Genomic DNA, 18,460 nt, shown 5'->3' with positions numbered 1-18,460 from the left:
TCGTGTCCTCTCAGCCTTCTACGGCCAACGGCGGTTACCCGAGTGTGGTGGTAACCGCCGTTGAGGCCACGACTTCAGTCGGGGCGGACATCGAGAGCACGTGGAAGGGCTTGCTCGCCGGTGAGAGCGGCATTCACGTGCTCGAAGACGAGTTCGTCAGCAAGTGGGACCTGCCGGTCAAGATCGGCGGCCACTTGAAGGATCCGGTCGACGACCACATGGGCCGGCTGGACATGCGGCGCATGTCCTACGTCCAGCGGATGGCCAAGCTGCTCGGCACTCGCCTCTGGGAGAACGCCGGCACGCCTGAGGTGGACCCTGACCGGTTCACCGTGGTGATCGGCACCGGTCTGGGCGGTGGCGAGAAGATCGTCGAGACCTATGACCTGATGAACGAGGGCGGCCCCCGCAAGGTGTCCCCGCTGGCCGTTCAGATGATCATGCCCAACGGTGCGGCCGCGGTGGTCGGCCTGCAGCTCGGCGCTCGCGCCGGGGTCATCACCCCGGTGTCGGCCTGTTCGTCGGGTTCGGAGGCGATTGCGCACGCGTGGCGTCAGATCGTCATGGGCGACGCGGACTTCGCGGTCTGCGGTGGTGTCGAAGGCGGCATCGAGGCACTGCCGATCGCGGCGTTCTCGATGATGCGCGCGATGTCGACCCGCAACGACGACCCCGAGGGTGCGTCGCGGCCGTTCGACAAGAACCGGGACGGCTTCGTCTTCGGTGAAGCCGGCGCGCTGATGATCATCGAGACCGAGGAGCACGCCAAGGCACGCGGCGCCAAGCCGCTGGCCCGGTTGATGGGTGCCGGAATCACCTCCGACGCCTTCCACATGGTGGCTCCCGGCCCCGACGGCAAGCGGGCCGGCCGTGCGATGACCCGGTCGTTGGAGTTGGCGGGCCTGTCCGCCAAGGACGTCGACCACATCAACGCACACGGAACGGCCACTCCGATCGGTGACACGGCCGAGGCGAACGCGATCCGGGAAGCCGGTTGCCAGCACGCCGCGGTCTACGCACCCAAGTCGGCGCTGGGCCACTCCATTGGGGCGGTCGGTGCGCTGGAGTCGGTGTTGACGGTGCTCTCGCTGCGTGACGGGGTCATCCCCCCGACGCTGAACTACGAGACGCCGGACCCCGAGATCGATCTGGACATCGTTGCGGGCGAGCCCCGGTACGGCGACTACAAGTACGCCATCAACAATTCATTCGGGTTTGGTGGGCACAACGTCGCGCTCGCCTTTGGGCGGTACTGACACCGGATCAGAGAGGGAAGTTCGCAACAGCCATGTCAACGCTGGCAACGGGAAAGGGTCTCCCCAACGTCGTCGTCACCGGCTACGCCATGACGACGGCTTTGGCCGCGGACGGGGAGAACACCTGGAAGAAGCTACTGGACGGCCAGAGCGGCATTCGCAAGCTCACCGATTCATTCGTCGAGGAGTATGACCTGCCGGTTCGCATCGGCGGGCATCTCGTCGAGACCCCGGAGTCGTTCGACGAAGGGCTGAACCGGACCGAGCTGCGTCGGCTTTCCTACCTGCAGAAGATGGCTTTGGTGCTGAGCCGGCGTGCGTGGGAGCACGCCGGTTCACCCGAAGTCGACACTCGGCGCCTCATGGTGTCGATCGGTACCGGGATGGGTTCCAGCGAGGAGCTCGTCTGGGCCTATGACGGCATGCGCGAACGCGGCCTCAAGGCGGTCTCGCCGTTGGTCGTGCAGAAGTACATGCCCAATGGAGCGGCCGCTGCGGTCGGTCTGGATCGTCAGGCCAAGGCCGGGGTGATCACCCCGATCTCGGCCTGTGCATCCGGCTCCGAAGGCATCGCCCATGCCTGGCAGCAGATCGTGCTCGGCGAGGCCGACATGGCGATCTGCGGTGGGGTGGAGACCCGGATCGAAGCCGTGCCGATCGCCGGGTTCGCCCAGATGCGCATCGTGCTGTCCACCAGCAATGACGACCCGGAGGGCGCGTGCCGCCCATTCGACCGCGACCGCAACGGGTTCGTGTTCGGTGAGGGCGCCGCACTGATGGTGATCGAGACCGAGGAGCACGCCAAGGCGCGCGGGGCCAACATCCTCGCCCGCATCATGGGTGCCTCGATCACCTCCGACGGCTACCACATCGTCGCGCCGGACCCCGACGGCCAAAGCGCGGGTCGGGCCATGACGCGGGCGATCCAGGCCGCCGGCCTGACACCCGGCGACATCAGCCACGTCAATGCGCACGCCACCGGAACCACGGTGGGTGACGTGGCAGAAGGCCACGCCATCAACCTCGCGTTGGGTCCGCATGGCGGCAACGCCGCTGTGTACGCGCCCAAGGCGGCACTCGGCCACTCGGTCGGTGCGGTCGGCGCGGTCGAGTCCATCCTGACGGTGATGGCTCTGCGTGAACAGATCGTCCCGCCGACTCGGAACATGGAGAACCTCGATCCCGAGATCGACCTGGATGTGGTGGCGGGCGAACCGCGACCTGGCAACTACGAGTACGCGATCAACAACTCATTCGGGTTCGGCGGGCACAACGTCGCCATCGTCTTCGGTCGGTACTGAAGGCCCCAGAAGGACCAGAAGCGAGACCCGCGATCAAAAACCAAGGAGAGGCGCGATGACGACTATGGCTCCCGAGGCGGTGGGCGAATCGCTCGACCCGCGCGATCCCCTGCTGCGTCTGTCGACGTTCTTCGACGACGGCACCGTGGAATTGCTGCACGAGCGCGATCGGTCCGGCGTGCTGGCCGCTGGTGGCACCGTCAACGGAGTGCGCACCATCGCGTTCTGCACCGACGGCACCGTGATGGGCGGGGCGATGGGCATCGAGGGCTGCGACCACATCGTCAACGCCTACGACACCGCGATCGCCGAGCAGAGCCCGATCGTGGGCCTGTGGCACTCGGGTGGCGCCCGGCTGGCCGAGGGCGTGCGAGCCTTGCACGCGGTCGGACGGGTCTTCGAGGCCATGATCCGGGCCTCCGGATTCGTCCCGCAGATCTCGGTGGTGGTCGGATTCGCCGCCGGCGGCGCCGCCTACGGGCCGGCCCTGACCGACGTCATCGTGATGGCACCGGAGGGCCGGGTGTTCGTCACCGGCCCCGACGTGGTGCGCAGCGTCACCGGTGAGGACGTCGACATGGCCGCGCTCGGCGGCCCCGACACCCACCACAAGAAGTCCGGCGTGTGCCACATCGTCGCCGACGACGAGCTCGACGCCTACGAGCGGGGCCGCCGCCTGGTCGGGTTGTTCTGCCAGCAGGGCCACTTCGACCGCAACAAGGCCGAGGCGGGCGAGATCGACCTGCACGCACTGCTGCCGGAGTCGGCGCGACGCGCCTACGACGTGCACCCGCTGGTGAACGGCCTGCTTGATGCCGACGCGCCGTTCGATGAATTCCAGGCCAAGTGGGCGCCGTCGATGGTGGTCGGGCTGGGCCGGTTGTCGGGTCGCACCGTCGGCGTGCTGGCCAACAACCCGCTGCGACTGGGCGGCTGCCTGAACTCCGAGAGCGCCGAGAAGGCGGCACGTTTCGTGCGGCTGTGCGACGCGTTCGGGATTCCGCTGATCGTGATCGTCGACGTGCCGGGCTACCTGCCGGGCGTCGGCCAGGAATGGGGTGGCGTGGTGCGCCGCGGCGCCAAGCTGCTGCACGCGTTCGGCGAGGCCACCGTCCCCCGCGTCACGCTGGTGACTCGCAAGACCTACGGCGGGGCCTACATCGCGATGAACTCGCGGTCGTTGGGCGCCACCAAGGTGTTCGCCTGGCCGGACGCCGAGGTCGCGGTGATGGGCGCCAAGGCCGCGGTCGGCATCCTGCACAAGAAGAAGCTGGCCGCCGCGCCCGACCACGAGCGCGAGGCACTGCACGAGGAGCTGGCCGCCGAGCACGAGCGGATCGCAGGCGGAGTGGACAGCGCCATCGACATCGGCGTGGTCGACGAGAAGATCGACCCCTCGCACACCCGCGGCAAGATCACCCAGGCACTGGCCGAGGCGCCGGCCCGCCGCGGCCGCCACAAGAACATCCCGCTGTAAGCACCCTGCATCAGCTCCGCCAACGGATGGGCCCGAATCACCATCCACCGGCCGACAATTGGCGAATACTCCATTCGCATGGAGTCATTCGACGAGACATCGCAAGTCAGCACCGGTGAGTCCGAGACCGATGACAGCCGACCTCGCGCCATGTTGCGACGGCGCCAGATATTGGGCGGCCTAGCGGCGTTGGGGGTGGGCGGCGCCGGCGTCTCGGCGCTGGCCGGCTGCGAAAGCAAGGGCAGTAGCGGTGAGGCTGTCGGCGCCCCTGGTTATGGCACCGGGATCAACGACGGGTTCAACGGCAAGATCGAACTCGACGTGCGCGATTCGCAGCCCGACTGGGGTCCGTTCGAGCTCAAGCATGCCCCCAAGGACGCACCCAATGTGTTGGTGGTGCTCTACGACGACACCGGGATGGCGGCGTGGTCGCCCTACGGCGGGGCAATCGACATGCCCGTCATGCAGCGCCTTGCCGACAACGGGCTGACCTATTCGCAATGGCACACCACGGCGCTGTGTTCACCGACCCGCTCCTGCGTCTTGACCGGTCGCAACCACCACGTGAACCGCTTCGCCTCGATCACCGAGGGCTCCGACGGCTTCCCCGGCGCGGCGGCCCGCCTGCCCGCACAATGCGCGACGATCGGGCAGGTGCTGCAGGACAACGGGTACAGCACGTTCTGGGTGGGTAAGAACCACAACGTGCCCGAGGAGGACGTGTCCAGCGGGGGCAGCAAATCGGAGTGGCCGCTGCAGAAGGGCTTCGATCGGTTCTACGGCTTTCTCGGCGGGGAAACCAACCAGTGGTACCCGGATCTGGTCGAGGACAACCGATTCATCGAGCAGCCCTACAGCCCAGAAGACGGCTACCACCTGTCGAAAGATCTCGCCGACAACGCGCTTCGCATGCTGCGCGACCAACGGTCCAGCAACCCGTCCAAACCCTGGTACATGTGGTTCTGCCCGGGGGCCAATCATGCCCCGCATCACAGCCCGACCGAGTACGCCGAGAAGTACCGCGGCAGGTTCGATGACGGCTACGAGGCGTATCGGGAGTGGGTGTTGGCCCGCATGGTCGACAAGGGCATCATGCCCAAGGGCACCCGGCTGACACCGCTGAATCCCCTTCCCGACGACGTCGCGTTGCCGGCTGATGCGGTACGGCCGTGGAATTCACTCAACGCCGACGAGAAACGACTGTTCTCCCGGATGGCCGAGGTCTTCGCCGGATTCTCCGAATACACCGATGCTCAAGTGGGCCGGATCGTCGACTACCTCGAGCACACCGGCCAGTTGGACAACACGCTCATCTTCTACTGCGCCGACAACGGCGCCTCCGGCGAAGGCTCCCCGAACGGCTCGGTCAACGAGAACAAATTCTTCAACGGCTACCCCGATGACCTGGCCGAGAACATGCGCTATCTCGACACACTGGGCACCCCCGCCACCTACAACCACTATCCGACCGGCTGGGCAGCTGCGTTCTCCACACCGTTTCAGATGTTCAAGCGCTATTCGCAGTTCTCCGGGGGTACCTGCGACCCCATGGTGATCCACTGGCCCGCCGGTATCAAGGCCAAAGGCCAAGTGCGCCATCAGTACCACCACGCCACCGACATTGTGCCGACCATCCTCGATGCGGTCGGTATCCCGATGCCCGGAGAGTATCGCGGCGTGAAGCAGTACCCGCTCAACGGGGTGTCGATGCGCTACAGCTTCGACTCCCCCGATGCGCCCACCGCCAAGAAGCGGCAGTACTACGCCATGCTGGGCACCCGCGGAATCTGGGAGGACGGCTGGAAGGCGTCAGCGCTGCACGCACCGATCAGCGGCAAGGGCCATTTCGATTCCGACCGCTGGGAGCTCTACCACGTCGATGAAGATCGCTCCGAATCCACGAACGTCGCCGACCAACATCCCGACAAACTCAAGGCACTCATCGACGCGTGGCACGTGGAGGCCAAGGACAACTACGTCCTGCCCCTGGACGACCGCACGGCAACCGAGTTGATCACCATCACCCGGCCGCAGTTCGAACCACCGCGCGATCGCTACACCTACTACCCGGACACGGCTCCGGTTCCGGAAGGCGTGGCAGCCAACATCCGCGGGCGGTCCTACAAGATCGTGGCGAACGTCGATCTCAGCCGCGACGCCCAAGGGGTGCTCTTTGCCCACGGCTCCAGGTTCGGCGGGCATGTGCTGTTCATCAAGGACGGCAAGCTGCACTACGTGTACAACTTCCTCGGCATCAAGCCCGAGCAGGAGTTCGTCTCGCGGCCACTGGCGCCCGGCAAGCACACCCTCGGGATGGAATTCGTCCGCAAGGAGTCCGGTAAGTACGGCGAATCCCTCGGCACCACCACGCTTTACGTGGACGGCAGCCCCGTGGACACGGGTCCGATGCGCGCCCAGTTGGGCAAGTTCACCCTCGCCGGCGACGGTCTGTGTGTCGGATACGACAGTGGCGACAATGTCTCCGACCAGTACCAGAATCCCGGCACCTTCACCGGCGGCAGCATCCAGGCCGTCGTGATCGACGTCAGCAGTGAGGCCTTCGTCGATCTCCAACGGGAAGCGGCAGCGGCACTGGCGCGCGACTGACCGGGCTCACCTGGTGGTGTAGCCGCCGTTGGCGAAGACGGTCTGACCGGTGATCCAGTGACCGCCGTCGAGCAAGAACAGGACCAGCGGCGCGATGTCCTCGATCTTGGTCAACCGATTGCCCATCGCCTGCGACTTGTGGAACTCGACGCGCTCGGGGGTCTCCTGCGGATAGAAGAACGGCGTGTCCATCGGCCCGGGCGCGACGCTGTTGACATTGATCCCCCGGGTCCCGAATTCCTTTGCCGCAGCACGGGTGAAGTGCTCGACCGGACTCTTGGAGCCCGCATAGGTGGAATAGCCGTCGGTGAACGCCCCCAGCAGCGCGGTCACGATCGTCACCACCGAACCGTTGTCGTTGAGGCGCTTACCGGCCTCCTGCAAAAAGAAGTACGCGGACTTGGCATTGATGTCGAACATCGAGTCGTACTCGGCTTCGGTGGTCTCCAACATGGGCTTTCGCAGCACCTTGCCGACCGTGTTGACCGCGAAGTCCAGGCCACCGAACGCATCCACCGCGGTGTCGAAGAGGGCGGTGACATTCGCCGGAACGGTCAGGTCGCCCTGCACCTTGATGGCCTTGGCTCCGGCGTCCTGCACCGCAGCCACGGTCTTGTCGGCGTCGGGCTCGGAGCTGTCACTGTTGTAGTGCACCGCGACGTTGACGCCGTGCGAGCCCAAAGTGGTGCTGATCAGGCCGCCCAGGTTCTTGGCCCCCGCGGCCACCACTGCCGATTTTCCGGTCAAATCACTCATGGAAGTCCCCTTCTGTGTCTGACCACGAAACTAACCGGACGCTATACAAATGAGAAACAGCGTTATACGCGGGATCAACAAAATCTGTTTGTAGTTAGCATGGGCCGATGTTCCCGGTCCCGGACCTTCGCCGCCTGACCCACTTCATCGCCGTCGCCGAGTCCGCCGGCTTCACCAGCGCCGCCACGCAGCTGCATCTGTCACAGCAGGCGTTGTCGCATTCGGTGCAACAGCTGGAGAAGGAGATCGGTGTGACGCTGCTGGTGCGCGCCGGGCGCCGCGTCACCTTGACCGCCGCCGGCCAGACCCTGATGGACGAGGGCCGCGCGTTGTTGGCGGCGGCCCGAACCCTCACAGCGCACACCCGGGCCGCGGCCAGCGCCCAGCCGGATGAGTTCGTGGTCGGACACTCCCCTGCGATCAGCAATCACGACGTCTACGCCCTGATCGAACCGGCGATCGCCGCCTCGCCCGACACTTCCTTCACGGTCGTGCAGCTGTTTCCCGATCGGCTGACCGCCGGAGTGCGCGAAGGCACCGTGCAGTTGGGGCTGCGGCGCGCCGTGGTGCCCCAGGACCTACTGGCCGGCGCAGTGATCGGCTACGACCCGCTGCGGATCGCCGTGCCCGCCGATCACCCGCTGGCAGCGAGCTCCCGCATCCGCATCGCCGATCTCGCCGACGAACTGATCGCGCTGTGGGCGCCGCCCGGGGCCTCTTACTACAGCGACTTTCTGGTCAACGCCTGCCGGCGTGCCGGATTCGAGCCGCAATACCGGGTCAGCCGGGTGCAGGGCTGCCCGCCTGAGGTGGCGGCCCTGACCGAGAGCGCCGTCGCGTTCGTCACCGCACCGACCGGTCCGGCCCTCGACGGCACCGTCACCGTCGTCGACCTCGACGAGCCGCTGCTGGTGCCGCTGCAGGCGCTGTGGCAGCCCCACACCAGTTCAGCGGTGCGAGATCTCATCCTGCGTGGTCGCCCTTGACAAGCGGTAGACCCACCCCAGACAATTCATCGTGTGATGAATTAGTTGGTTGTGGCCGCTTGGAACCGAAAGGATTCCGATGCCCGGATATCTCGCCGCCTTGGCGCTCGCGCTCTGCCCCATCCTGGTATTCGCTCGCCTGATCATGCTGCGACGCAATGGAACCGACGCCATGCACTTCGGGAGTACAGATCGCAAGGACTTCCTGATCCCACCCTTCGCGCTGGTCTACTTCTACGTGGTGTTCGCCGGCGCCTTCGGGTGGCCGTTGGTGGGTTCCGAGCGGTTCTGGCGATCCGAGGCCATCTCGTGGTCCGGAGTCGCCTGCTGTTTCGCCGGCCTGCTGTTCCTCGTGGCGAGCCTGGTCGCGTTCGGCAGCAGCTTTCGTGTCGGCATCGACACCGACAGCCCGGACAAGCTGGTGACGTCGGGTGTGTTCGCGTTGAGTCGCAACCCCATCTATGTCGGGTTCGGGCTGGTGCTACTCGGCCAGTTCCTGGTGTTCCCCACCTGGATTCCGCTGATCTATCTGCTCGCCGGAGTGTGGCTGTTCAACCGGCAGGTGCTGCGCGAGGAAGCGTTCATGCGTGAGCACTACGGCCGCGAGTACGCCGACTACTGCAGCCGAGTTCGCCGGTACCTGTAGCACTTCAGCCAACGGCGAGGATCGCCGACAGCGCCTGCTGCAGCGCTGCCTCGGGGTCGGCCGGTAGCGCGATACCCTCGGCCTTCGAGGCAGTCGATACGAATTGGTTCCGTTACGGCTCGACTCAATCGGCAGCCGTGAGAAATTCGCTTGCCACCTCGACGACGCGGTCGCGGTCTTCGGCCACCAGTCCGATCCGGGTCCGGCGATCCACGATGTCCTCCACGGTCAGCGCACCTTCGTGACTGACCGCGTACTCGAACTCGGCACGGATCACGTCGATGCCCTCGGCCACCGCCGCTGCCGGCCGCTCGCAGGTGGCAGCGGCCAGCACGTTGGCCGCCTCCCCGCCATAGCGCAGCACCAGCGACTCGGGCAGGGCAGCAGTCAGCGGAAGGTGCGACCCCTCGTTGTCGGGTGCACCGATCAACGGCAAGTCCCGCGTGCGACACGGCGTGGCCGGTAGCGCCCGCAGGCGCACGGCCCGGTCCAGCACGTCTTCGGCCATATGCCGGTACTCGGTCAGCTTGCCGCCGATCACGCTGAACACCCCGGTCTCCGATTCGACGACGGCATGATTGCGTGACACGTCGGCGGTGTGGCCTTCTCCGGTATCGATCAGCGGTCGCAGCCCGGCGTAGGCGCCGCGGACGTCGGCCGCGCTCAGCGCGGTGCCCAACGCGGTGTTGACGGTGTCCAACAGGAACGAGACCTCCGCCGAGGTGGGTTGTGGCACATCGGGAATCGGCCCGGGCGCCTCTTCATCGGTGAGGCCCAGATACACCCGGCCGAGCTGCTCGGGCATGGCGAACACGAACCGGTTGAGCTCACCGGGGATCGGCACGGTCAGCGCAGCAGTCGGATTGCCGAAGGCGGCCGCGTCGAATACCAGGTGTGTTCCGCGGCTCGGGCGCAGCCGCAGCGCCGCGTCGATGTCAGCGGCCCAGACCCCGGTCGCATTGATCACCGCCCGCGCGGCGACATCGAACGACTCACCAGAGATCTGATCAGTCAGCCGTACCGTGTCGCCGGTGGCGTGCGATGCCGCCACATAGGTCAGGATCGTCGCGCCGTGCTGGGCCGCGGTTCGAGCGACCGCCGTGACCAGGCGGGCGTCGTCGATCAACTGCCCGTCATAGGCCAACAGGCCACCGTCGAGGCCGTCGCGGCGCACGGTCGGCGCCAACCCCACGGCGTGCTCGGCGGAGACCCGTCGCGAGCGGGGCAACACCGTCGCCGGTGTGCCGGCCAGCCGGCGCAGGGCGTCGCCGGCGAGAAACCCGGTGCGCACCAGGGCCCGATCCCGTCGCGGCATCGACCCCAGCAGCGGGACCAGTTGCGGCATCGCCCGCACCAGGTGAGGTGCGTTGCGGGTCATCAGGATTCCGCGCTCGATGGCGCTGCGCCGCGCAATGCCCACATTGCCGGTCGCGAGGTAGCGCAGTCCGCCGTGCACCAGTTTCGAACTCCACCGGCTGGTGCCGAACGCCAGGTCTTGTTTGTCCACACACACCACCCGAAGGCCGCGGGTGGCCGCGTCCAGGGCGATGCCGGCACCGGTGATGCCAGCGCCGATCACGACGACATCAACGGGTGCGCCGTCGGCCAGTGCGGTCAGTTCGGCGGTGCGGCGAGCGGAGTTGAGCGCTGCGGTATCGGGCATCAGGAGAGGTACCTGTTCAGTGTGTAGGCCAGTTCGGTGGAGAGTGCGTCCTCGTCGAGGATCGACGCGACGACTTGCGCGGACTGAATGGCCGATTGGGTGATCAGCAGACACATCGCGGCGAGTTCACGCGGGTCGCCGGCTCGCACGCTGCCGGCGGCTTGGGCGCCGCCGAGTTCGCCGGCCACCAGATCGACCAGTCGCCGTTGGCTGGCACCCATCCGCTGGGCGATGTAGACCATCGCCAGATCGGGTGCGTGGTGCAGCACCTGCATCACCACCTCGTCGTGGCGCAGCCGCGCCGCAACCGCGACGATCCGCGTCACCAGTGCCTCACGCCCGGTTCCCGGTTGCTCGAGTTCGGTCCAGGCCGTGGTGATCCGCGAGGTCAGCAGTGCGGCGATCACCGAGCGGCTGTCCGACCACCGCCGGTACACCGTTGGGCGACTCACCCCGGCGCGGCGCGCGATGGCCGCCAGGGTCACCCGCTCCATTCCCAATGCGAGCAGGCAGCTCGCGGCGGCGTCGAGGATGCGCTCCCCGACCTCCACCTGCTCGTCATTACTAGTTGACAGCATATGTAATACTGTAACGCATGACGCAGGCCGATGCCGACGACGCCCTGAACCCGCCGATGAAGTGGAACGCCTGGGGCGATCCGGCAGCGGCCAAGCCTTTGAGCGACGGCATCCGTCAATTGCTCAAAGCAGCCCTGGGGGTGGACGGCACGAGCGCCCCGGAACGCGATCCGAACCAGGTCTCGCTCACGCCGTCGGCACTGACCGACGCTGACCACGCAGCCTTGGCGGCGATCGTCGGCGATGGCTTCTGCCGCACCGATCACACCGCACGACTACTGCACGCCGGGGGCAAGTCCACTCTGGATCTGCTGCGGCGCAATGATTCCGGCACCCAGGATGCGCCCGACGCGGTACTGCTGCCCGGCAGTGAGGACGAAGTCGCGGCCGTCTTGAGCTACTGCAGCCAGCACGCCATCGCGGTGGTTCCCTTCGGCGGCGGTACCAGTGTCGTCGGCGGGCTCGACCCGCTCCGCGGCGAATCCGGCGCCCTGAAAGCCGTGGTGTGCCTGGACCTGCGCCGGTTCGATGCACTGCTCAACCTCGACGAGGTCTCCGGCGAGGCGGAACTCGGCGCCGGGGTGACCGGGCCGGAGGCCGAGCGACTGCTCGGTGAGCACGGTTTCTCGTTGGGCCATTTTCCGCAGAGCTTTCAGTTCGCCACCCTCGGCGGCTTCGCCGCCACCCGCTCCTCGGGTCAGGACTCGGCCGGCTACGGCCGCTTCGACGACATGGTCCGCGGCCTGCGGATGATCACCCCGGCCGGCGTGTTGGACCTGGGACGCGCGCCCGCCTCGGCTGCCGGGCCGGATCTGCGCCAGCTGTTGCTGGGGTCGGAGGGCGTTTTCGGCGTCATCACCCGGGTGCGGGTGCGGGTGCATCCGGTGCCGGCAACCACCCGCTATGAGGCCTGGTCCTTCCCGGACTTCGCCACCGGCGCCACGGCGCTGCGCGCGGTCACGCAGACCGGCGCCGGACCGACCGTGATCCGACTTTCCGACGAAGCCGAGACGGGCGTGAACCTGGCCACCACCGAGCAGATCGGCGAGCAACAGATCACCGGAGGCTGCCTGGCGATCACGCTGTTCGAGGGGACCGCCGAACACACCGAAAGCCGGCACGCCGAGACCCGGGCGGTGCTGGCTGCGCACGGCGGCACGTCGCTGGGCGAAGAACCGGCGCGGGCTTGGGAGCACGGTCGATTCTCCGCGCCCTACCTGCGCGATTCGCTGCTGGCCGCCGGGGCGCTGTGCGAAACACTGGAAACCGCCACCGACTGGGCGCGCGTTCCCACGCTCAAGGCAGCGGTCACCGAGGCGCTGACCACCGCGCTGGGCGACAGCGGGACGCCCGCACTGGTGCTGTGTCACATCTCGCACGTCTACCCGACCGGCGCATCGCTGTACTTCACCGTGGTGGCCGGTCAGCGCGGCAATCCCATCGACCAGTGGCAGGCCGCGAAAGTCGCTGCGGGCAATGCGATTATGCAGGCCGGCGGAACCATCACCCACCACCACGCGGTCGGGGCCGATCACCGGCCGTGGATGGCCGAAGAGGTGGGCGAGCTGGGTGTGCAGGTGTTGCGAGCGGTCAAGGCCACGCTGGACCCGGCCGGAATCCTCAACCCCGGCAAACTGATTCCATGACGTCGCGTCAGATCAAACGGATCACGCTGCTGACCAACCCGGCTGCCGGGCACGGTAATGCCCGGCATGCCGCCGAGCGAGCGCTGGCACGGTTCCAGCAGCGGGGGGTCAGCGTCAACCACATCGTCGGTTCCGACGCTCACCACGCACGACAGCTGCTCGATGAGGCGCTGGCCGCCGGAACGGACGCTGTGGTGGTAGCCGGCGGCGACGGCGTCATCTCGCTGGCGCTGCAGTCGTTGGCACTCGGCGACGTGCCGCTGGGGATCATCCCGGCCGGCACCGGTAACGACCACGCCCGTGAATACGGTTTGCCCACTGGCGATCCCGAGGCCGCCGCCGACGTCGTCGCCGAAGGCCAGACCGAGACGATCGATCTGGGCCGCATCGTCGAAGACGGCGGCGCGGTGTCCTGGTTCGGCACGGTGATGGCGGCCGGTTTCGATTCGCTGGTGAGCGACCGGGTCAACCGGATGCGCTGGCCGCACGGCCGGATGCGCTACAACGTCGCCATGGTCGCGGAGATGTCCAAGCTGCGCCTGCTGCCGTTCCGGGTGACCTTCGACGACGATGAGCCGCTGGACATCGAACTGACGCTGGCGGCTTTCGGCAACACCCGCAGCTACGGCGGCGGCATGCTGATCTGCCCGGGAGCCGATCACGCCGACGGCCTGCTGGACGTCACCATGGTGCACTCGGGCTCGCGAACCAAGCTGATTCGCCTGTTCCCCACCGTGTTCAAAGGCACCCATGTGCTGCTCGACGAGGTGAGTACCCGGCGGGCGAACTCGATTCGGGTCGAGTGCCCCGGAATCAACGCCTACGCCGACGGCGACTACGTCGCCCCGCTGCCCGTGACGGTGTCAGCGGTGCCGGGCGCGCTGCAGATCCTGCGCCGCCCCTGACTCGCGCGCGGGAGGAAATCAGCCCACACCGCGGCTGAGCCAGGACACCTCCGCGCCCTCACCGCCGTCACGATAAGCCTCGAGTGCATCATCCCAGGCCGTGCCGAGCACCGTCTCCAGCTCGGCGGCCAGCGCGTCGGCGCCGGCGGCCATCAGCGTGCGCAGGCGGTTCTCCCCGACCATCACGTCGCCGTTGGCGCTCATCGTTCCGCTCCACAGGCCGAGCTGCGGGGTGTGGCTGAACCGCTGGCCGTCGACTCCGGCGCTGGGGTCTTCGGTGACTTCGAACCGCAGCACCGACCAGGAGCGCAGCGCACTGGCCAGCTGGGCGCCGGTTCCCACCGGTCCGACCCAGTTGACCACGGCTCGCAGCTGTCCCGGCATGGCCGGTTGCGGCGTCCAGTTGAGCTTCGCCTGGCCGTTTCGGGCACCCAAAGCCGAGGTCAGTGCCCACTCGACGTGCGGGCACACCGCCGCGGGCGAGGCGTGGATGTACACCACGCCGCTGGTCACGTCGGCGAATTGATTCGTCGCGCGCATCAGTTGCTCCTTCGGATCCACGAGGGACGTCTTCCCCAACGACCTGGTGGTACCGAGCATGAGCAGTGTTGCTGCAGAAACTGGAGTGTATTCAGTGTTGTATGTGTCTATTGTGCCTTGTGTGACGCCTGTTGGCTAGTCCCGGCTGTACGCAGCCACCACGGCGTCGGACAGCTCAGGCCACCGGCCGGTGACCCAGTCCCCGAAGTCGCGGTCGGTGAGCACTACCAGCGCCCGCTCGATCGCCGGATCAGCCCAGATCAGGGTGCCTGACTGGCCGAAATGGCCGAACGTCCGCGCCGAGTTGTCCGCACCGGTCCAGTGCGGTGTCTTGCCGTCCCGGATCTCGAAGCCCAACCCCCAGTCGTTCGGCCGCTGCGGCCCGTAGCCGGGCAACACACCGTCCAGGCCGGGAAACTGCACGCGGGTGGCCTCGGCGTGCAGCTCCGGCGACACCGTGACCGGGGTCAGCAGGTCGCCGGCGAAAGCGGCCAGGTCCGCGACGGTCGAGGTACCACCGAAACCGGCTGCCGGCGCTCCCCCGTCCAGCCGACTGTCCGTCATGCCCAGCGGCTCGAACACCGCCTCGGCGAGGTAGCGGCCGAACTCGATCCCGGACTCTTGCTGCACAGCTTCGGCCAGCACCGCGAAGCCGTGGTTGGAGTAGACCCGCCGGGTGCCGGGCTTAGCCAGGACGCGATCGGAGTCCGGCGAGAGCCCGGAGGCGTGCGCGAGCAGATGTCGCACCGTGGCACCCGGCGGCCCGGCCGGGGTGTCGAGTTCGACGGCCCCCTCCTCCACCGCGACCTGCACCGCCCGCGCCACCAGGGGCTTGGTCACCGACGCGAGGTAGAACGGTCGGGCGGTATCGCCGTGGGTGGCCAGCACCCCGTTCGGGCCGATCACCGCGGCGGCCGCGTGACCGACCGGCCAGTCGTCGAGGGCGGCGAGAGCGTCAGCGGCAGACATCGCAGGCCAGCCTAAGCGGGGACTGCGAGCGCGGCGAAGCCGGGCGAAGCAGGTCACCGCCATCAGCACAGCGGGGACTACGAGCGCAGCGAAGCCGGGCGATGGGGGCACCTCCCACTTGCGGGCGAAACAGGTCACCGCCATCAGCTACCGGGGCCGTCGAACCCAGTCACCGCACGGACCGCCTTGCGGTGACTGGTCGCGCTGCACCCGAACCAGCGCTGGCATGACCGGCTGAGCACGCTCTGCTCGGCGTAGCCGAGTTCACGGGTCAGGTGCGCCAGGCTGATGTCGGTGTCACGCAGGTAGCGATGGGCGGCATCGCGGCGGACGCCGTCGACCAGCGCGGCAAACGTCGTCTCCTCGGCGGCCAGCCGCCGATGCAGCGTCTTGGGGTGCAGGCCGAGCTGACCGGCGATCAACTCCAGGCTCACGGCGCCGGTGGGCAACAGCTGGCGTGCCATCGCGCGGACCGACCCCGCGATGCCCGGCGATTCGGCGGTGATGCCACTGAGATAGCGCACCATCGCCTGATGCGCCTGGTCGTCCCGGTGCAGGGGGCGGTCCAGATCGACAGTGCGGAAGGTGAATCCGGCCACCGGCTGCGCGAAGTAGGGCCGGCAGCCGAAGTAGGCCAGATAGTCGCGCACCGGGGTGAGCGCTTCGTGCGGAAGGTGCACCGACAGCGGCGCATACGGGGCGTCGAACATCATCCGCATGATCCCCAGCGACACCCCCAGCGACAGTTCGGTGGTCTGCGGATGCGGCGGGGACCGCTCGATGAGCACCTCGAACGCATAGAACGATTCGCCTGGTTCATGCGGCGGTCCCAGCTTCCCCTCTCCTGCGTCGAGCCTCGCTGAACCGCCGGCACGGGCCCCCGGGATGATGCGCGCCGAGATCGCCGGGCTGTAGGCGGACAAGAACCGCTCCACGATCGAGAATCCGCCGCCGACGGTGGCCGCGGTGCGTGCGGCCACGCCCAGCGGCCCGAAGTTGCCGATGTCTTGGCGTAAGGCCAGGCGGCGCCCGAAATCCGGGCAGCCCGTTGCAGTCGCCGCAGATTCAACAGCCAGGATCACCGCGCGGTACGGCACGAAGATGTCGTGGGCTCCGACGGACCCGTCTGGCACCCCAGCAACCAGCAGCAATGCCCCGGGATCACCGCCGAGCTCGGTGACCAGCTCCGGGTATCCCGACAGCGCGGTGCCGCGCACCACCGACATGTCCGCAAATATCAAAGAAATGTCCGCAGATGTCAAGACTTCGCCCGTCTTGCGAGACATGCTGGAACGGCATTCGGCGGAAAGGAATACCCGTGAGCTTTGACACCGTGATCCGTGGCGGCCGATGGTTCGACGGCACCGGGGCGCCGTCGGCGATCCGCAATATCGGTATCCGCGACGGGCACGTCGCCGTCATCTCGGCCGAACCACTCGACGAGTCGGGCTGCAATCGGGTGATCGACGCGGCCGGCAAGTGGGTGATGCCCGGACTGCTCGACATCCACACTCACTACGACGTCGAGATACTCCTGGCACCTTCGCTGTCGGAGTCGGTGCGCCACGGCGTGACCACGGTGCTGGTGGGCTCGTGCTCGCTGTCCACCATCCACGTCGACGGCCAGGATGCCGGTGACCTGTTCGGCCGGGTGGAGGCCATCCCGCGCCAGTACGTGGTCGACACCATCGATGCGCACAAGACCTGGTCGAGCTGTGAGGACTACATCGCCAGCTTGGAGAAACTGCCGCTCGGACCCAATGTGACGGCACTCATCGGGCATTCCGACATGCGCGCCGCGACCATGGGATTGGACCGCGCCACCCGATCGGATGAGCGTCCCACGGCGGCCGAGCAGGCCCGTATGGAACAGATGCTGGACGAGGCATTGCAGGCGGGATTCGTCGGAATGTCTTCCCAGCAGCTGCTTTTCGATAAAATGGACGGCGAAGTCTGCCGCTCGCGCACGTTGCCGTCGACGTATGCCAAACCCAAGGAATTGCGTCGGCTCAAGTCGAAGCTGCGCCGCACTGGGCGGATCCTGCAGGCCGGACCGGACGTCAAGAACCCGTTCGATGTGGTGTCTCAGCTGGCCCAGGCCCTGGGGATATTCCGCCGGCCGCTCAAAACCACTCTGCTGGCCGCCGCCGACGTCAAGAGCAACCGGCTGGCGATTCCGACCATCATCAAGTCATCGCGCCTGCTCAATAAGTTGGGCGCCAATTTCCGCTGGCAGCACCTGCCGGTGCCGTTCGAGGTGTACGCCGACGGCATCGACCTGGTGATCTTCGAAGAGTTCGGCTCGGGAGCCGAGGCACTGCATCTTCGCGAGTCACTCGAGCGCGACAAGTTGATGCGGGATGAGGCCTACCGGCGACGCTTCCGCAAGGACTACGAGAACAAGTATGGACCGCGGGTCTGGCACCGCGACTTCTTCGACGCCGAGATCGTCGCCTGCCCGGACGCCTCGGTGATCGGAAAGTCCTTCGGGCAGGTCGGAATCGAGCGCGGCGGAGTGCATCCCGTCGATGCCTTCCTCGATCTCGTCCTCGAGCACGGGACCGCCCTGCGCTGGCACACCACGATCTCGAACGATCGGCCCGAGGTGCTCAAAACACTCGCCGCCGAACCCGGCATCCAGATCGGTTTCTCGGATGCGGGCGCGCACCTGCGCAACATGGCGTTCTACAACATGGGCCTGCGGTTGCTGCGCCACGTCCTGGACGCCCAGCAGTCCGGGCAGGCGTTCTTGTCGGTCGAGCAGGCGGTGCACCGGCTGACCGGTGAACTCGCCGACTGGTACCGGGTCGACGCCGGTCACCTGCGCGTCGGCGACCGCGCCGACGTGGTGGTCATCGACCCCGCGCATCTCGACGACACCCTCGACGCCTACGCCGAGGAATCCTTCGACCACTACGGCGGAATGTCACGCATGGTCAACCGCAACGACGAAGCCGTCAGCGCCGTATTCATCGCCGGCCAAGCGGTGGTCCTCGACGGTCAGCCCACCAGCGTGCTCGGGACGCAGCGCACCGGGAGCTTCCTGCGTGCCGACACCCGCACCCCGGCCCCGGGCGTGCCGGCCACGCAAGCCAGCGCATCGGACGCCACACCGGCAACATAAGGTGAC

General features: G+C 67.3%; 15 protein-coding genes. 9 read left to right on the top strand and 6 right to left on the bottom strand.

Annotated features, from left to right (window positions below):
* Positions 1 to 2 precede the first annotated feature (2 nt).
* The 4 genes from kasA (at position 3) to MJO54_RS09195 (ending at position 6,641) form a co-directional block, all read left to right on the top strand.
* Positions 3 to 1,256, top strand: a complete 1,254-nt coding sequence (kasA, locus tag MJO54_RS09210) for a 3-oxoacyl-ACP synthase KasA (RefSeq protein ID WP_064887541.1) — start codon at positions 3 to 5, stop codon at positions 1,254 to 1,256.
* A 32-nt stretch (positions 1,257 to 1,288) separates the two neighbouring features.
* Complete coding sequence (gene kasB / locus MJO54_RS09205) at positions 1,289 to 2,557, top strand: 3-oxoacyl-ACP synthase KasB (protein ID WP_046286328.1); 1,269 nt, start codon at positions 1,289 to 1,291, stop codon at positions 2,555 to 2,557.
* Between the two features lie 55 nt (positions 2,558 to 2,612).
* Positions 2,613 to 4,034: an acyl-CoA carboxylase subunit beta gene (locus MJO54_RS09200; RefSeq protein ID WP_046286329.1), complete on the top strand. Its 1,422-nt coding sequence runs from the start codon at positions 2,613 to 2,615 to the stop codon at positions 4,032 to 4,034.
* 150 nt (positions 4,035 to 4,184) lie between these two features.
* Positions 4,185 to 6,641 (top strand): arylsulfatase, encoded by a 2,457-nt coding sequence (locus MJO54_RS09195; protein WP_046286335.1) that lies wholly within the window; start codon positions 4,185 to 4,187, stop codon positions 6,639 to 6,641.
* Between the two features lie 6 nt (positions 6,642 to 6,647).
* Here MJO54_RS09195 and MJO54_RS09190 read toward each other — a convergent pair whose 3' ends face one another.
* Complete coding sequence (locus MJO54_RS09190; protein WP_046286330.1) at positions 6,648 to 7,397, bottom strand: SDR family oxidoreductase; 750 nt, start codon at positions 7,395 to 7,397, stop codon at positions 6,648 to 6,650.
* 107 nt (positions 7,398 to 7,504) lie between these two features.
* Between MJO54_RS09190 and MJO54_RS09185 the strand changes: the two genes are divergently transcribed.
* Both MJO54_RS09185 and MJO54_RS09180 read left to right on the top strand, forming a co-directional pair.
* Positions 7,505 to 8,383 carry a LysR family transcriptional regulator gene (locus MJO54_RS09185; RefSeq protein WP_046286331.1) on the top strand — a complete coding sequence of 293 codons (879 nt, stop codon included), beginning with the start codon at positions 7,505 to 7,507 and terminating at the stop codon, positions 8,381 to 8,383.
* 79 nt (positions 8,384 to 8,462) lie between these two features.
* The gene (locus MJO54_RS09180; protein WP_240175827.1) at positions 8,463 to 9,029 is read left to right on the top strand and encodes a methyltransferase family protein; all 567 of its coding nucleotides are present in this window, start codon (positions 8,463 to 8,465) and stop codon (positions 9,027 to 9,029) included.
* A 124-nt stretch (positions 9,030 to 9,153) separates the two neighbouring features.
* Here MJO54_RS09180 and MJO54_RS09175 read toward each other — a convergent pair whose 3' ends face one another.
* Positions 9,154 to 10,695, bottom strand: coding sequence for a glycerol-3-phosphate dehydrogenase/oxidase (locus tag MJO54_RS09175; RefSeq protein ID WP_275564501.1), 1,542 nt, complete (start codon positions 10,693 to 10,695; stop codon positions 9,154 to 9,156).
* Complete coding sequence (locus tag MJO54_RS09170) at positions 10,692 to 11,270, bottom strand: TetR/AcrR family transcriptional regulator (protein WP_240175825.1); 579 nt, start codon at positions 11,268 to 11,270, stop codon at positions 10,692 to 10,694. Before MJO54_RS09170 ends, MJO54_RS09175 begins: the two co-directional genes overlap by 4 nt.
* Positions 11,271 to 11,326: 56 nt before the next feature.
* Here MJO54_RS09170 and MJO54_RS09165 point away from each other — a divergent pair, with 56 nt between their 5' ends.
* Both MJO54_RS09165 and MJO54_RS09160 read left to right on the top strand, forming a co-directional pair.
* Positions 11,327 to 12,916, top strand: a complete 1,590-nt coding sequence (locus MJO54_RS09165; protein ID WP_105295050.1) for an FAD-binding oxidoreductase — start codon at positions 11,327 to 11,329, stop codon at positions 12,914 to 12,916.
* Entirely contained in the window at positions 12,913 to 13,821 is a 909-nt protein-coding gene (locus MJO54_RS09160; protein WP_240175824.1) for a diacylglycerol kinase, read from the top strand. The genes MJO54_RS09165 and MJO54_RS09160 overlap by 4 nt, the downstream gene beginning before the upstream one ends.
* Positions 13,822 to 13,839: 18 nt before the next feature.
* Here the strand turns inward: MJO54_RS09160 and MJO54_RS09155 are convergent, their stop codons facing one another.
* The 3 genes from MJO54_RS09155 to MJO54_RS09145 form a co-directional block, all read right to left on the bottom strand.
* Positions 13,840 to 14,361, bottom strand: a complete 522-nt coding sequence (locus tag MJO54_RS09155; RefSeq protein WP_046188341.1) for a DUF3145 domain-containing protein — start codon at positions 14,359 to 14,361, stop codon at positions 13,840 to 13,842.
* Positions 14,362 to 14,496: 135 nt separating this feature from the next.
* Positions 14,497 to 15,330, bottom strand: a complete 834-nt coding sequence (locus MJO54_RS09150) for a serine hydrolase domain-containing protein (RefSeq protein WP_240175823.1) — start codon at positions 15,328 to 15,330, stop codon at positions 14,497 to 14,499.
* A gap of 143 nt (positions 15,331 to 15,473) precedes the next feature.
* Entirely contained in the window at positions 15,474 to 16,556 is a 1,083-nt protein-coding gene (locus tag MJO54_RS09145; RefSeq protein ID WP_046282504.1) for an AraC family transcriptional regulator, read from the bottom strand.
* 92 nt (positions 16,557 to 16,648) lie between these two features.
* On the opposite strand from MJO54_RS09145, the gene MJO54_RS09140 reads away from it, so the two are divergent.
* Positions 16,649 to 18,454 carry an N-acyl-D-amino-acid deacylase family protein gene (locus tag MJO54_RS09140; RefSeq protein ID WP_046282505.1) on the top strand — a complete coding sequence of 602 codons (1,806 nt, stop codon included), beginning with the start codon at positions 16,649 to 16,651 and terminating at the stop codon, positions 18,452 to 18,454.
* Positions 18,455 to 18,460: the final 6 nt, after the last annotated feature.

This window comes from Mycolicibacter virginiensis (assembly GCF_022374935.2).
Taxonomy (GTDB): Bacteria; Actinomycetota; Actinomycetes; order Mycobacteriales; family Mycobacteriaceae; genus Mycobacterium; species Mycobacterium virginiense.
Note: the sequence above shows the minus strand (reverse complement) of the source record. Positions and strands in the feature narration are given on the sequence as shown.

Coding starts and splice junctions, on each gene's coding strand:
- MJO54_RS09195 (WP_046286335.1), top strand. CDS start 4,185: ATGTTGCGACGGCGCCAGATATTGGGCGGCCTAGCGGCGTTGGGGGTG.
- MJO54_RS09155 (WP_046188341.1), bottom strand. CDS start 14,361: ATGCGCGCGACGAATCAATTCGCCGACGTGACCAGCGGCGTGGTGTAC.
- MJO54_RS09170 (WP_240175825.1), bottom strand. CDS start 11,270: ATGCTGTCAACTAGTAATGACGAGCAGGTGGAGGTCGGGGAGCGCATC.
- MJO54_RS09165 (WP_105295050.1), top strand. CDS start 11,327: ATGAAGTGGAACGCCTGGGGCGATCCGGCAGCGGCCAAGCCTTTGAGC.
- MJO54_RS09145 (WP_046282504.1), bottom strand. CDS start 16,556: ATGTCGGTGGTGCGCGGCACCGCGCTGTCGGGATACCCGGAGCTGGTC.
- MJO54_RS09200 (WP_046286329.1), top strand. CDS start 2,613: ATGACGACTATGGCTCCCGAGGCGGTGGGCGAATCGCTCGACCCGCGC.
- MJO54_RS09190 (WP_046286330.1), bottom strand. CDS start 7,397: ATGAGTGATTTGACCGGAAAATCGGCAGTGGTGGCCGCGGGGGCCAAG.
- MJO54_RS09160 (WP_240175824.1), top strand. CDS start 12,913: ATGACGTCGCGTCAGATCAAACGGATCACGCTGCTGACCAACCCGGCT.
- kasB (WP_046286328.1), top strand. CDS start 1,289: ATGTCAACGCTGGCAACGGGAAAGGGTCTCCCCAACGTCGTCGTCACC.
- MJO54_RS09185 (WP_046286331.1), top strand. CDS start 7,505: ATGTTCCCGGTCCCGGACCTTCGCCGCCTGACCCACTTCATCGCCGTC.
- MJO54_RS09180 (WP_240175827.1), top strand. CDS start 8,463: ATGCCCGGATATCTCGCCGCCTTGGCGCTCGCGCTCTGCCCCATCCTG.
- MJO54_RS09150 (WP_240175823.1), bottom strand. CDS start 15,330: ATGTCTGCCGCTGACGCTCTCGCCGCCCTCGACGACTGGCCGGTCGGT.